This is a genomic window from Acetobacter okinawensis (genome assembly GCF_002153655.1).
In the GTDB taxonomy this organism is placed as follows: Bacteria; Pseudomonadota; Alphaproteobacteria; order Acetobacterales; family Acetobacteraceae; genus Acetobacter; species Acetobacter okinawensis_A.
The window spans coordinates 1-14,678 of sequence record NZ_JOPJ01000005.1; the positions used below are offsets into that span (position 1 = coordinate 1).

Annotated in this window: 13 protein-coding genes; 10 read left to right on the forward strand and 3 right to left on the reverse strand. The window is 61.6% G+C overall.

Annotated features, from left to right (window positions below; genetic code table 11):
• A partial coding sequence (gene nth, locus HK26_RS02685; protein ID WP_257640827.1) for an endonuclease III occupies positions 1 to 718 on the forward strand: 718 nt, incomplete at its 5' end.
• 88 nt (positions 719 to 806) lie between these two features.
• Here nth and hemH read toward each other — a convergent pair.
• Together hemH and HK26_RS02695 are read right to left on the reverse strand one after the other, a co-directional pair.
• A complete protein-coding gene (hemH, locus tag HK26_RS02690; RefSeq protein WP_086638386.1) occupies positions 807 to 1,847 on the reverse strand; it encodes a ferrochelatase in 1,041 nt (346 codons plus the stop codon).
• An 80-nt stretch (positions 1,848 to 1,927) separates the two neighbouring features.
• The gene (locus HK26_RS02695; protein ID WP_086638387.1) at positions 1,928 to 2,995 is read right to left on the reverse strand and encodes an A/G-specific adenine glycosylase; all 1,068 of its coding nucleotides are present in this window, start codon (positions 2,993 to 2,995) and stop codon (positions 1,928 to 1,930) included.
• Between the two features lie 10 nt (positions 2,996 to 3,005).
• Here HK26_RS02695 and HK26_RS02700 point away from each other — a divergent pair, with 10 nt between their 5' ends.
• The 8 genes from HK26_RS02700 to holA all read left to right on the forward strand — a co-directional run bounded on the left by HK26_RS02700 (position 3,006) and on the right by holA (position 12,455).
• Positions 3,006 to 3,575: a DciA family protein gene (locus HK26_RS02700; protein WP_180539280.1), complete on the forward strand. Its 570-nt coding sequence runs from the start codon at positions 3,006 to 3,008 to the stop codon at positions 3,573 to 3,575.
• Between the two features lie 165 nt (positions 3,576 to 3,740).
• On the forward strand, positions 3,741 to 3,965 hold the full coding sequence (locus HK26_RS02705; protein ID WP_086638388.1) for a hypothetical protein: 225 nt from the start codon (positions 3,741 to 3,743) through the stop codon (positions 3,963 to 3,965).
• A gap of 71 nt (positions 3,966 to 4,036) precedes the next feature.
• Positions 4,037 to 5,155, forward strand: coding sequence for a transglycosylase SLT domain-containing protein (locus HK26_RS02710; RefSeq protein ID WP_086638389.1), 1,119 nt, complete (start codon positions 4,037 to 4,039; stop codon positions 5,153 to 5,155).
• A gap of 146 nt (positions 5,156 to 5,301) precedes the next feature.
• Complete coding sequence (locus HK26_RS02715) at positions 5,302 to 7,314, forward strand: AfsR/SARP family transcriptional regulator (protein ID WP_086638390.1); 2,013 nt, start codon at positions 5,302 to 5,304, stop codon at positions 7,312 to 7,314.
• A 189-nt stretch (positions 7,315 to 7,503) separates the two neighbouring features.
• Positions 7,504 to 8,040, forward strand: a complete 537-nt coding sequence (locus HK26_RS02720; protein ID WP_086638391.1) for a DUF3576 domain-containing protein — start codon at positions 7,504 to 7,506, stop codon at positions 8,038 to 8,040.
• Between the two features lie 69 nt (positions 8,041 to 8,109).
• Positions 8,110 to 10,728: a leucine--tRNA ligase gene (leuS, locus tag HK26_RS02725; RefSeq protein WP_086638392.1), complete on the forward strand. Its 2,619-nt coding sequence runs from the start codon at positions 8,110 to 8,112 to the stop codon at positions 10,726 to 10,728.
• Entirely contained in the window at positions 10,728 to 11,423 is a 696-nt protein-coding gene (locus HK26_RS02730) for a hypothetical protein (RefSeq protein WP_086638393.1), read from the forward strand. The genes leuS and HK26_RS02730 overlap by 1 nt, the downstream gene beginning before the upstream one ends.
• An 18-nt stretch (positions 11,424 to 11,441) precedes the next feature.
• Positions 11,442 to 12,455 (forward strand): DNA polymerase III subunit delta, encoded by a 1,014-nt coding sequence (gene holA, locus HK26_RS02735; protein ID WP_086638394.1) that lies wholly within the window; start codon positions 11,442 to 11,444, stop codon positions 12,453 to 12,455.
• Positions 12,456 to 12,846: 391 nt separating this feature from the next.
• Here the strand turns inward: holA and HK26_RS02740 are convergent, their stop codons facing one another.
• Positions 12,847 to 13,194, reverse strand: a complete 348-nt coding sequence (locus HK26_RS02740) for a hypothetical protein (RefSeq protein WP_086638404.1) — start codon at positions 13,192 to 13,194, stop codon at positions 12,847 to 12,849.
• A 425-nt stretch (positions 13,195 to 13,619) separates the two neighbouring features.
• Between HK26_RS02740 and HK26_RS02745 the strand changes: the two genes are divergently transcribed.
• Positions 13,620 to 14,606, forward strand: a complete 987-nt coding sequence (locus HK26_RS02745; RefSeq protein WP_257640828.1) for a hypothetical protein — start codon at positions 13,620 to 13,622, stop codon at positions 14,604 to 14,606.
• Positions 14,607 to 14,678 lie beyond the last annotated feature (72 nt).

Genomic DNA, 14,678 nt, shown 5'->3' on the forward strand with positions numbered 1-14,678 from the left:
CGCAAAGGCAGAACCCGCCACACCCACCAGCCCCCCAACGGCCCCGCGTGACATGACGGACCCGGAAGTCCTGCTTTTTCTGGGTGATCTGGCCCGCGCGTGGCCCGACGCACAGACGGAGCTGCACTACACCACACCCTTTACGCTGCTGGTGGCGGTTGTGCTGTCCGCGCAGGCGACAGATGCCTCGGTCAACCGCGTAACCCCCGCTCTTTTTGCCGCCGCCCCCACCCCGCAGGCCATGGCCGCACTGGGGGATGAGCAGGTGGGCGAACTCATCCGCACAATCGGGCTATGGCGCAACAAGGCCAAAAACGTGGTCGCACTCTCCCGCCAGTTGCTGGCAGAGCATGGCGGGCAGATCCCCCACACGCGTGAGGCGCTGGAAAAACTGGCAGGCGTTGGGCGCAAGACCGCCAATGTGGTGCTTAATGTTGCGTTCAACCAACCCACGGTGCCGGTAGATACGCATGTATTCCGGCTGGCCAACCGCTCGGGCCTTGGGCGTGGCCGCACGGTGGAAGCGGTGGAAAAAAAGCTGGAGGTGCGCATTCCCCTGCCCATGATGCGCGACTCCCACCACTGGCTTATTCTGCAGGGGCGCTACGTGTGCAAGGCGCGCAAACCCGAGTGCTGGCGGTGCGCAGCCCAGCAAAGCTGCCTGTACCCGGACAAGACCCCACTCCCCCGCCCCAAAGCCACACGCACGGGCGCGTAGGGGACAAGCCCCCTTTTAGACCCGCACATAGGCACATAGGCACATAGGCACATAGGCACATAGGCAGCGCCATGGGCCTCTGGCTGGGTTACAGCCAGCCCTGCAATTCACGACGGACCAGTTTTTCCAGCAGGCTGATGCTGGCCGGGCTGTCGTTCAGGCAGGGCACAAGGGTAAAGGACTCGCCCCCTGCGTGCATGAACTCCTCACGCACCTCATGGCCGATTTCATCCAGCGTTTCCAGGCAGTCGGCCATAAAGCAGGGGGTGACCACCGCAATGCGCCTGATGCCCTTGGCGGGCAGGCCCGCAATAAAGGGTGCGGTATAGGGCTCCAGCCACTTTGTCGGCCCAAAACGGGACTGAAAGGTCATGGGCAGGGTACTCTCGTCCATGCCCAGTTCGGCGCGCAGGGCGGCCACGGTGCGGGTACATTCGGCCAGATACGAATCGCCCTTGTCCACATACTGCTGTGGCAGACCGTGGAAGGAGGCCACCACCATCTGGAAGGGCTGCGGCGCATGCACCTGCTCCTCGCGGATGGCAGACGCCACGGCGGTAATAAAATCCGGGTCATCGGGGAAGGACGGCACGGTGCGGATGGCAGGCTGGTTGCGCAGCTTCATCAACACCCGGAAAAGCTGGTCGTTGGCCGTGGCCGTGGTGGTGGCACTGTACTGCGGGTACAGGGGCAGGCACACAATACGGTCACACCCACGCTCCATGAGCGAACGCAGCGCCTGCGCAACGCTAGGGCTGCCGTAGCGCATGCCCCACGCCACGGGCACACCGTCGGCCGCCAGCTGCTCGGCCAGTTTTTCGCCCTGATGGCGGGTGTAGGTGCGCAGCGGGCTCTCATTCCGCTCCGCATCCCACACACGGGCATAGGCACGGCCACTGCGCGTGGGGCGGGTGGTCAGGATAACGCCCTGCAACAGGGGCTGCCAGAACAGGGGCGAGCCCTCGATCACCCTGCGGTCAGACAGGAACTCGGACAGGTAGCGGCGCACAGCGCGGTAGCCCGTCCCCTCCGGTGTACCGAGGTTGAGCAGCAGCACACCCGGCCTGCCCCCCTGTGAGTGGCCCTGAGTCGCATGCTCGGCGTGTGGCGGAATATGGTGGAAAACCATGTAACCTCTTTTTTTCTTTATTCTGGCCCAGCCTTAATGGCTGTCCTGCCGGGTGCGCCGCGCCTGAACACACCGGCTTTTCATGCACGATGCAGGAAGTCGTATCCTGCTGTCATACATTTTTGCATAATTGATGGCAGAGATGCCGTTTTGGCCTGCGCAACCGGCAACAAAAACCCCTGTGCAACATCCGTGTTGGCAAACCGCTCCACGCGTGCCGCGTAAACCACCACATACAGCGTAAAATGCGTAAACACGTGTTTGACCACCCCTGCTCTGGCCCACTGCGCGGCCGTCGGGGCCTGCGCCAGCGCCTCGGCCTCGGCCCATGGTTCCGTGCGCCATGCGGTGCCGGGCAGTTCGGTCATGGCAGCCAGCAGCCCGGTTTCTGGCCGTTTGCGCAGCAGCACGTGGCTTGCCGCATCCATGACCATAAAATGCACGCCATGCCGCGCCGGGCGTTCCGCCTTGGGCGTCTTGCGCGGTAGCGTGGCCGCTGTGCCCTGCGCATGCCCTGCGCACCCCCCCTGCCACGGGCACAGCCCGCAGGCTGGCTGGCGGGGCGAACACAGGGAGGACCCCAGATCAAACAGCGCCTGTGCAAAATCGGACGGGCGGGCGCGGGCGGGGGCATCCGCATTCAGCCCGCTGGCCAGTTGTGCCAGCGTTTTGCGCGCAGCAGGCAACGGGTCCTGCACATTGTACAGCCGCGCCGTAACGCGCTCCACATTCCCATCCACCGGCACCACTGGCACGCCAAAGGCAATGGCCGCCACAGCCGCTGCGGTGTAAGCGCCAATACCGGGCAGGGCGCGCAAGCCCTCCACCGTGCGGGGGAACCCGCCAAGTGCCGCTACGGCCTGCGCACAGGCATGCAGGTTGCGCGCGCGCGAGTAATAGCCAAGCCCCGCCCATGCGGCCAGCACATCATCCCGCGGGGCGGCGGCCAGCGCCTGCACGGTTGGAAATTTTTCCACAAATCTGAGATAATATGGCCCGACAGCCTTGACCGTTGTCTGCTGAAGCATGATCTCGCTCAACCAGACGCGGTACGGGTCTGGTGTCTCCCCCCCCGTGCAGCGCCAGGGCAGGGTGCGGCGGTGTCTGTCATACCAGTGCAGCAGGGCGTGGGCGGGTGGCGTAATCACGGAGGCTGTTATGACGAAGGAACTTCATTCGGGCAAGGCGGGGGCACCCGCACGGCAGGCCACCACGCAGCGCAGGCCCGCAGCCAGCACACGGGCCAAGTCCCCTGCCAACAAAAGCGCCACGGAGGACACACCGCCCCCCCGCCGCGTGATGAAGGCGCGCACACTCGCAGCCCTGCTCCCCAATGTAACGGCACCCGCCTTCCGCCGCCGCTCCCCCACCGGGGCCATGCTGTTTGCCTGCTGGGGCGATGTGGTTGGCCCCGCCCATGCCGCGCTCACCACCCCGCACCGGCTCAGCACCGGCACGCTGACAGTCGCCTGCGCAGGGCCTGTGGCCATGGAACTGCAACATCAGGCCGACATGCTTATGGCGCGGATCAACACATGGTGCGGGGAGCCACTGGTCGCGCGGTTACGCTTTGTGCAGGACCCCACGGCAGGCATACGCCGCAAACGCGCACCACGCCCAAGCACCACCCAGACCTGCACCCTGCCCGACATGGCCGATGAGTCCCTGCGCGTGGCACTGGAGCGGCTGGGCACGGAAATTTTACAAAGCCCGACAAAAAAAACCTAACAAATTTAAGGGGTTATTTCTTTTATTGTCATGGTTTTATGACAAAACCGCTTAGCGCTTGAAATTGACACATTGTGGGTGTTCTAAGACCCCGCACCAGATGCCCAAGTGGCACCGTGGCGCAACAGTCAAGAGCAGAACAGCTTAACTTACAGGATTTATACCATGTTGCGTAAACCCGGCACCACGCCAGGGATTACTACCCCCGCCGCGCTGAAAACCCTGAGACAGCATGGCCCGGAAACCCTGTCTGACCTCCAGTTTTTAGAAAACTGGACAACACGGCCCCGCTACACGGCTGCCAGCGTACTGCGCGCAAGCCAGATCCGCCGGACAAACCCGGACCTGATGAACGATATAACCGCCAGCATGCGCAAACGGGGCAAATAACCGCCGCGCAAACACACTGCCCCCTCGCGGGGGCATTTACATTCCCCCGCCCAAAAGGGCACCATGGGGGCATGCTGCCGCGTTCCCTTACCTGTGCAGGCCGCCGTGTCTGGCGCAGGGCCTTTTCCCTTGCCGCTCTGGGCGGGCTGTCCGTGCTGGCCGCCTGCGCGGGACCGGGCAGAACATCGTACAATGCTCCGGGGTCAGCCCTGAACCCGTGGGGGCCTTACATCCACGAAGCCTCGGACCGGTTTTCCATCCCGCAATCGTGGATCCGCGCTGTCATGCAGCAGGAATCGGGGGGGCACCAGTATATGAACGGGCATTTGACCCGCTCGGTGCATGGTGCGGTCGGGCTTATGCAGATCAAGCCTGACACCTATGCCGAGCTTGCCCAGCGCTACCACCTTGGATCGGACCCCTATAACCCGCACGACAACATCATGGCGGCCAGCGGCTACATCCGCGAGCTATACGACCGCTTTGGCTCCCCCGATTTTCTGGGAGCCTATAACTGCGGCCCGCAATGCATGGACAACCACCGCTCCCGCGGAGCACCCCTGCCCGGTTATGCGCGCACCTACATGGCCGCCATTACCCCACACCTGAACGACCCTGTCCCCGCCAGCACCCTGCCCGCGCAGCAGCCCTACCCCAGCCCCGTGCAGACCATGCCTGCAAGCACTCCCATACAGTTGGCGCAGGCTGAGCCCCAAACGGCTCCTCTGGCCAACGGGCAGGCCAGCGCCCCCCCGCTGGCTGATGACACGCTGCCCCCGCCCTACGCCGGGGCTGATGGCCCTGCCCCGGTACTGGACGCCCCCACACAAGCCGACTCCGGCACAACGGATACGCAGCCCGCCAGCTACCAGCCCGCCACTTATCGCAGTGTCAGCACCACAGCCCTTGCTGGCCCCGGCATTGTCTGGCGTACAACAGGCACCTCGGGCAGTGCCGTCATCCAGATCGGGGCTTTTTCCTCCCCCGCGCGGGCCATGCATGCCATTGCCATTGCGCGGCACTCCTCCGCGGCTCTCAGCCACGCGCTCAACCAGGTGGAAAAGGTCTCGCCCTCCGGGCGGCCCCCGGTCTGGCGCACACGGCTTGCCGGGCTTCCCTCCGGGCAGACCGACAGCATATGCACCGCCCTGCGCCAGCAGGGGTTGTCCTGCATTGCCGTCACACCCTGAAAAGTTACATGACGTTCATGTTTACTTTTTGCTAAAATATTATTTCTACACAAATCAAGGCTTACAAGCTCCCACCCGACCGGCGTGAATACCCTCAAGGTTCGTGACCGGTACCTCCTCCAAGGTAACCAACGGACCCAGCACCCATGCACGCCCCACCCAGCCCTAATGGCTCTTTGCCTGACCGTCCGTTGCTGAATATTTTTCTGCTCGGGCACATGCGCGTTATTTCCAGTACCGGACTTTCCCTCCTGCCAACAGGGACCAAAACGCGCGCACTGCTGGCCATTCTGGCCCTGTCCAACCGGCGGCCTGTGGCCCGCACACGGCTGGCGGAACTGCTGTGGAGTACGCGCGCCCCCGATCAGGCGCGTGCCTCCCTACGGCAGGAAATCCACCGGCTGATGGACATTCTCTCCCCCCTTGGGCCGGAGGTGCTGGACGTGCAGCGCCACACGCTGGCCATCCGCCCGGGCCTGACCGATATTGATGTGGAACACGCGCTCAGCACCACAGCCCAGACGATTATGGACCTGCCCAACCCCCTGCCCCCTTTGCTGGAGGACCTGAGCGCGGTTGATCCGATGTTTGCTATCTGGCTGGAGGAAGAACGTAACCGCCTGCTCGACCACAAGATTATCCAGCTTGAAGCGCTGATGACCAGCGCCACCGACCCGGCCACCATTATGGCGGCAACGCACAGGCTGCTGCGCCTGACCCCCCTGAACGAAGGCGCATGGCGCGCCCATATTCAGGCCGCCATGCGTAACAAGGAGGAAGGAGCCGCCCTTTTGGGCGCGGAGACCTGCCTGCGCACGTTCGAGACCACCCTGGGCACCACGCCGGGGCAGCAGACCATGCACCTGATTACGCAGTTGCGGGCAACACACCAGAACACCACGCAGGCCACACGCCCGCCCAGTGCTACAATACGCCCCCCCTCCGCCAGCACCAGCCAGCCCACGCCCGAACCACCCCTGCCCACACTGGCCGCCACGGTGTTCCTTAACACTGCCAGCACGCCAGAGCAGGCAGCCGGTATGGCTCTGGGCGAACAGTTCTGCCGTGAACTGGGGCAGGACATGGCCATGCACGGTGTGCTGGGCGTAAGCGTGCAGGCCGAACCCGCAAGCCCTGCCCTGTTGCACCCCCTGCCCCTGCTCGGGCGGTGGGACTACCTGATCGGCCTGAGTGTGCTGAGCACCAGCGAGGGCGAGGCAACCTGTCTGTTGCAGGCGTTTGACACCCGCACGGACAACACCATCGTGTGGGGCCACAGGCTGCACCTGAGCACCGCCACACTGCACGCCCAGTCCAGCCGGTTTGCAGCCGTACTCCTTTTCAGCCTGCTCATGGGGGAGGCCCGCAAGGTCGCCAGCAGACCCGTGGCCGAGCTGTCGCCCTTTGGGCAGGGGTTGCGCGCCTTAACCCTGAGCGTCCGCCGCGACCGCACGGCATACCCCACCATTGAACACCTGCTGGCCGAGGCCGAAAAACGCGCACCAGACAACCAGTTCCTGTTTTTTGTTCACATGCACTACCTGCTCATGCGCATGTATGAGGAGTGGCGTATGCCCGTGGCCGACTATATCCAGCCCATGCTCTGCATGCTCCGGCGCAACTTTGCCCTGTTCCCCGGCAATACGGCCCTCCACTCCATGCTAACAACCACCCTGTTTTACGCCAACCAGACCGAGGAGGCCCTGTTCCTGCATGCGCAGGCGCCACTCACCCAGTCAGCCGATTCCCGCGCAAGCACACAGGTGCTCCCAAGCGGGCTGGCCGCCCTGTGCCGGGGTGATGCGGTCAGGGCTGCCCATATTTACAGCGATTTTTTTGGTGTCGCCCCCACCGCTCCTTTTTTTGCTGCCCCCGATCAGGAGTTTGTGCTGTCCTGTTTTTTAGCCGACCGGCACGAGGAAACACTGCGCCTTGCGCGCGAGATCCTGACCACCTGCCCGGACCGCTCAGCCATTCTTGTACCCGCCTTGGCTGCAGCCAACATGCTGGGCCACCAGTCTTTGGCGCAGGATTACCGCCAACGGCTGCACCGTTTGCAAACCCCGCTGACCCAGCAGACCGTGGAGGGACATTACGGCTACCTGCCCTGCGCCATGCGGCAAAAACTCTGCCGCGCACTCCACCTGCCCCAACCCTGAACCGCCCCACAGCCACACCCGCCCCAACCTGCCAGCGCACACAGGCCACGCAGACGCTTGGCGGAAAAGAGTTGAAAGGATATGAAGGCGGACAGGAACACCTGTGCCGCCAGCCAGAGCTGACTTGTTTTTTTATCCGGCGGACCGGGAAAGACGGATACCCCAGCGCCAAGGAGCCACATCAACGCCATGCTTCGCCGTCTCATGCCCAGCCATGCCGCTGCAAGTCGTCCCCCGCTTAAGCCACTCCGCAAATGGGTGGCCGCCACCACGGCCATAGCCGGGGTCAGCCTGTTGAGCGCGTGCTCGCTCTTTGACCGCTCCCAGACCGGAATTGCCACGCCACACAACCACCTGCTGGCAGAAGACCGCGGTGCATCCGGTGGGGAAGACAGCCTTAAGGGCGGCGTAAACGCCTATCTGTGGCGCGCCGCACTGGATACGCTGTCCTTCATGCCCGTAGCCACGGCTGATGCGGAAGGCGGGATTATCCTGACCGACTGGTACACACCGCCCGCAACACATGACGAGCGGTTCAAGATTACCGCCTTTGTGCTGGACCGCCGCCTGCGCTCCGATGCGCTGCGCCTGAGCGTGTTCCGCCAGCTCAAGCAGGACGGCACATGGGTCGACACCCCCCCCGCCCCCAACACCGCGTCCGATATTGCCACGCGCATTCTCTCCCGCGCACGCAAGCTCCGCGCCGACAACAACAATCAGGACTGACACGCCCACCCGTGGCCGTGCCTGCCCTTTCGTCTTTCCCCTAGCCTGCAAGCGTAGATCCAGAGTCTCATGTCCCAGCCTTCCAGCCCGTCCCCTTCCTATGACTTCAACTCAGTCGAGCCTAAATGGCAGCAGGCATGGGAAAAAGCCGATATCTTCACCGTTCCGGATGTCCCTCCGGCGGATAAGCCCAAGTATTATGTGCTGGAAATGTTTCCCTACCCCTCGGGGCAGTTGCACATGGGCCATGTCCGCAACTACGCGCTGGGGGACGTCATTGCCCGCTACAAGCGCGCACGCGGCTTTGCAGTGCTGCACCCCATGGGGTGGGACGCCTTTGGCCTGCCAGCAGAAAACGCGGCGCGCGAGCGTGGCGTGCACCCGCAGGAATGGACGCTCAACAACATTGCCGCCATGCGCGCCACCCTCCAGCGGCTCGGCTTTTCGCTCAACTGGGACCGCGAGATCGCAACCTGCCTGCCCGAATATTATGGCAAGCAGCAGAAGCTGTTCCTCGACTTCATGCAGGCCGGGCTGGTGGAACGGCGCGAAAGCTGGGTGAACTGGGACCCGGTGGACCAGACCGTACTGGCCAACGAGCAGGTGGTGGACGGCAAGGGCTGGCGCTCAGGCGCTCCCATTGAAAAGAAAAAACTCTCCCAGTGGTTCCTGCGCATTACCGACTTTGCCGAGGATCTGCTGGACGGGCTGAAGACCCTTGACCGCTGGCCCGAACGCGTACGCACCATGCAGGAACGCTGGATTGGCCGCTCGGAAGGGGCAAAGCTCACCTTCTCGCTGCATGAACCCCCGGTTGGGCTGGATACCAACCTGAACGCGGTGGAAGTGTTCACCACCCGCCCGGACACGCTGTTTGGCATGTCTTTCCTGGCCATTGCACCGGACCATCCGCTGGCCCAGTGGGTGGCTGAACAGAACCCGCAGGCCGCGGATTTTGTAGCCGAATGTCGCCGCCTTGGCACATCGGTCGAGGCAGTGGAAACGGCGGAAAAACGCGGGTTTGATACGGGCCTGCGCGTTAACCACCCGTTCATGGACAAGAGCTTTCCCATCTGGATCGCCAATTTTGTGCTGATGGACTACGGCACGGGTGCCCTGTTCGGCTGCCCATCGGGTGACCAGCGCGATCTGGACTTCGCCCATAAATACGCCCTGCCAGTTACCCCGGTTGTGCTGCCCGAAGGCAAGGATCAGGCGGATTTTGCCATCACCACCACCGCCTATACGGGTGATGGCACCATGATCAACTCCGGTTTTCTGGACGGGCAGACCACCGAACAGGCACGCAAGACCGCCATTGCCCGCCTGCAGGACCTTGGCGTGGGCGAAGGTGTTGTCAACTGGCGCCTGCGTGACTGGGGCATTTCGCGCCAGCGGTACTGGGGCTGCCCCATTCCGGTCATTCATTGCCCCACATGCGGGGCCGTGCCCGTGCCGGACGAGCAACTCCCGGTCAAACTGCCCGAGGATGTGACGTTCGACAAACCCGGCAACCCGCTCGACCACCACCCGACATGGAAGCACACCACCTGCCCATGCTGCGGCAGCCCCGCCACGCGGGAGACCGATACGTTTGACACGTTTGTGGACAGCTCGTGGTATTTTGCCCGCTTTACCGCACCCCACGCCCCCACCCCCACCGTGCGCGAGGCCGCCGATGGCTGGCTGGCCGTGGACCAGTATATTGGCGGGATTGAACACGCCATTCTGCACCTGCTTTATGCGCGCTTCTTTACCCGCGCGATGCACCGCACAGGCAACCTGAATGTGGACGAGCCATTTGCAGGCCTGTTCACCCAAGGTATGGTCAGCCACGAAAGCTACAAGGACAGCGCAGGCCACTGGCTCTACCCCGAAGAGGTGGAACGCACGGCTGAAGGCGTGGTCAAGCGCGGCACCACCGAGCCCGTAACCGTGGGCCGGGTGGAAAAAATGTCCAAGTCCAAGCGCAACACCGTGGCCCCCGTGGCCATTATCGAGCGTTTTGGGGCTGATACCGCACGCTGGTTTGTCCTCTCCGACAGCCCCCCCGAGCGTGACATGGAATGGACCGAGGCCGGTGTGGCCGGGGCTGCACGCTTTGCCCAGCGCCTGTTCCGCACGGTCTGCACGGTTGCAGCCAGCGTGCCAGCCACCCCTGCCTGCCCGGCAGATATGGACCGCAAGGCCGACACCCTGCGCCGCACCACGCACCGCACACTGGCGGCCGTGACCGAAGCGCTGGAAAGCTTTGCCATTAACGTGGCCGTGGCGCGCATTCACGAGCTGACCTCCGCTCTGGCGGATGCAGAAAAAGCAGCCAGCGTTGCCGGCATGGATTTTGCCCGGCGCGAGGCCGCACACATTCTGTGCCTGCTCTGCGCCCCCATGATGCCGCATCTGGCAGAAGAAATGTTTGCGGCACTGGAGCCCGCCGCAGGCCTTGCCGCCACACAGGCATGGCCTACCCCGCTGCCAGACCTGCTGGCGGCCACGCAGGTGACCATTGCCGTGCAGATTCTGGGCAAGCTCCGCGGCACCATAGAAGCCCTGCCAGACGAGGATGCCGCCGCCGTACTGGCCCGTGCGGAAGCCGAGCCTAACGTGGCGCGGCTTTTGGAGGGCAAACGCATTGTCAAACGCGTGCATGTGCCCAACCGCATTGTTAATTTTGTAACGGCAGGCTGATGACCCCGACCCGCTCCTTTTTCTCCCTTTGCAAGGCCACACTGGCCACAACCGCCCTTATGGCAGCCCCTCTGCTCCTGAGCGGCTGTGGCTTCCGGCCTTTATACGGGGAGGAAAAGGGGGCGGTGGAGATCTCGTCCGAACTCAAAGACGTTTACGTCGCCAATATTCCCTCACGCTTTGGCCAGCAGCTCCGCCTGGCCCTTCAGTCCCAGATGGCCAGCGATGGTCCGGAAGACCCGCACAGATACAAGCTTGTGATCCAACCCGGCCTGAGCGCCGAAGCCGTTGATATCCATGGTGACAACACAAGTGGACGCACACGTATGCTGGCCTCGGCCACTTGGCAGCTCCTGAGCATAGACGCCAACCCACAACTGCTGGCTCAGGGCAACACGCAGGCCATGGACGGCTATACGAGCAGCTACGAACAGTATTTTGCCCAGACCCTGAACATGGAATCGACCGAAGCCCGCATGGCGCAGGCACTGGGCGAGCAGGTGACACAGCAGGTCGCTACGTGGTTTAAAACCCGCGCCACCCCGGCTGCCGCGCCCAATGACCGGCCAAAGGCCTTTTATCCCTCGCCCAACGCCATTCCCGAATCCGAAAAAGCCGCACCAACGGAGCAGGAAGGTGCTGACGCCATTCCCGACATGGCGACCGGGCGCGCACCGATTGACACCACTTTCTGACACAGAGGCGGGCTGGTCATGAAAATAGACGCCCGCGGCACCACCCGCGTTCTGAACGACCCCGGAGCGTGGCGTGTTATCCTGCTCCACGGGGAGGATACGGGGCTGATCCGTGAACGCGCTTTGCAGGCCACGCAAAGGCTGGCAGGCACGCTGGATGACCCCTTCCGCATTGCTCTGCTGGACAGGGAAACCCACAACCGGCTGGAGGAGGAGGCAACAGCACTCTCCCTTATGGGTGGTCGCCGTGTTGTGCGTGTGCGCGATGCCTCCGATACGCTGCTCAAGCCCGTTGAGCATGTTCTGGCCCAGAACACGGACACGCTGGTCATACTTGAGGCCCCCGGCCTTGCCTCGCGCTCCAAGCTGCGCCAGCTCATGGAAAAACAGGCCCAGTGCGCAAGCATTGGCTGCTACCCCGAGGAAGGGCGCAACCTCGAATCCTCCATTACCCAGATGCTGAGCGCGCACAATGTGCGCATTGATGCAGACGCCCTGCACTGGCTGGCCGTCCGGCTGGGTGCAGACCGCGCCGCCGCACGGAGCGAGGTGGAAAAACTGGCCCTCTATGCGGGGGACACAGGAACACTGGCACTGGAGGACGTGCGCGCCTGCATTGGAGATGCCGGGAGCGTATCGGTGGAAGATGCAGCGTTTGCTGCAACCGAAGGCAACAGGACAGAAACCGACACAGCCCTTGAGCGTGCGCTAGCCGAAGGCACCGCTCCCATAGCCATTATTCGCGCCTTTATGGGCCATCTGCACCGCCTGCGCCGGGTCCGGGCTGCAATGGCAGAGGGGCAGAGCCGGAGTGATGCGCTCAAGACCCTGCGCCCGCCGGTTTTTTTCAAACGCACGGCAAGCTTTGGCCGCGCGTTGGAGGTCTGGTCCCTGAGCGCACTCACCAAAGAACTGGCGGAGCTGCAAGCACTGGAACTGGCCTGCAAGCAGACAGGAGCCCCCGATGTGCTGCTCTGCCGCCGCTACATTGCAACACTGGCAGCCCGCGCCGCCCTGTACAGCCGCCGGTAAAGCCCTGCTTTTCCCCTTGTCCGGGGCTTGGGCATTCAGTATACACAAGCGGTGTGTCCGCGTAGCTCAGCAGGATAGAGCACAGGATTCCTATTTAATTGGGCACCATAACTGGAAACATTATGGTGAATCCGCTCAAAGTCGGGGAACGCTACGGCCTGCAAGGGCCTTGCCAATCCCGAGCCAAGCCACCCTTTGGGGCGGAAGGTGTAGAGACTGGACGGGCGGTGCCTAAAGACCTGTCAACACAGGTCCATGGCAAAGGGACAGTCCAGCCCACAAACGCTCCGGCAACGGAGCGGCTGTGAAAACTGTAGTGGGATGAATCCTGGGGCCGTGGGTTCGAATCCCGCCGCGGACACCAAACTTTCTTTTCCTGAATGTCAGATGCTCATGCAGGGGCCGAAATACCGGGGCACACCCTGGCATGTTGCACACGGTGTATGGCGTCCAGCTTGCCTTTTGCGCGCGCAAGCTGCTCCTGCTTGTCCTCATCCAGCATACCGGAGAGCGGCACACCTACGGCCAGCACAGTCCATGTGTCTGTCTTATGTGCGCGTCTTTGACTGTTATACAGACCCGAGACCTCATCCCCCTGTTTGAGTTCCGCCTCTGCCAGTTGCGGGCAGGTCAGGCTGGCATAGGCCGTATCGGGCATATACTGGGCCTTGACCTTGTCCGGGCTGGTCGCACAGGCGGACAGGGCGACAACCAGTGTTGAAAACAGGTATTTTTTCATTTTATCCTCGTGCGTACTGGGTTTTTCCCATGCTTTGCACTGCATACGCATGGATATGTTCGGGCGGTTTTAACTGCACACACTCCAAAAACACAAGAGAGCAGCCCTGGAAGAAACCCCACAAAATCTTATGTTAAGTATTAAATAACAAGTTATAAAATAATAAACAAATTGTAGAAAGAATTATGCGTCACAAAAATGTGACACGGACATTCCACCTTGCCGGTTCTTGGGAATAATGCTCTAAAACAAGGTATTATATTTTTCACTCTAGAATGTTTGAGCAAATCCGACATTCTGAAAGGTGACACATGAAACGTGTAGCTGAAAGAATATTGTGTGGCTCTCTCATTTTATTGACAAGCGGTTGCTACAGTATTGGAAGTTATAAACTCGGAAAAGATCAGGACCAATACGCAAGTTCCATGATCGAAGCCGGAAAAAGGCAAACACTCTCCAACCTTGTGCGCCTACGCTACGCCGACACACCCGGGTTTTTGGATACAACACAGCTGATCTCGGGTTACCAGCTCCAGAGAAATGCTTTTCTTGGTGTTGCATCCGATACTTTTCCCATACGCCCCAATGGCGGCATAGCCGCACAGTTGCAGGAAACACCGACTTTTACCTTCCAGCCGGTGACGGGGGATGCCTACGCCCATAACTTCCTGCGCCCCTTGCCACCTGCCAGCCTGCTGCCGCTGGCCATGGGCGGCCTGCCCATAGATGTTTTGCTGCGCCTGTCTGTGCAGTCCATCAATCTTATGAGCAATAATCGTCCATTTTCGCGTAATGCAGGTGACCTTGATGCCGAGATAGACGCACATAGCGTGGATTTTTTCGGGCTTGTACATGACCTGCGGCTGTTACAAGCAGCGGGTCTTTTGAACATTCAGTTGCAGCAGACACCCAGCACCAATGGAAAGGAAGGGGAAAGCAGTCGTGTTTTCCTGAGCATTTCCCCGACATCGGACCCCAACCTCTCCACCATTGTGGAAAAAACCAGAAAAGCACTCAACTTCTCTCCAAAATATGACCGGATGGAAGTGGTCTATGGTGTTGGTGCCCCCGCTCCGGGGCAGATCAAACTACTGACACGCAGCATGCTGAGCATACTTGGCCAGATTGCCTACCAGATTCAGATTCCTGATGATGAGGTCTCCTCCGGCAATACGCGCAAATCCGTGGACAGCACCGGCCATGCGGGCGAAAAACCCCTGATGGACGTACACTCCGGGCGCAAACAGCCTGACAATGCATTTGTCGCCATCCAGTACGACCACTACTATTACTGGATTGAGCGCGGAGATTTTGAAAGCAAGCTGGCTTTTACAATTACCCAGATGCTGCTTGAACTTTCCAAAACAACCCTTAATCCCGGCGCTGTGGTGACTATCCCCGTCAACAAATAACGGGCAGCGCCAGCCCCACCACAAAACCTTAAAAACCGACTTATTTTTCTTCAGTTTTGTATAAAACAGGGA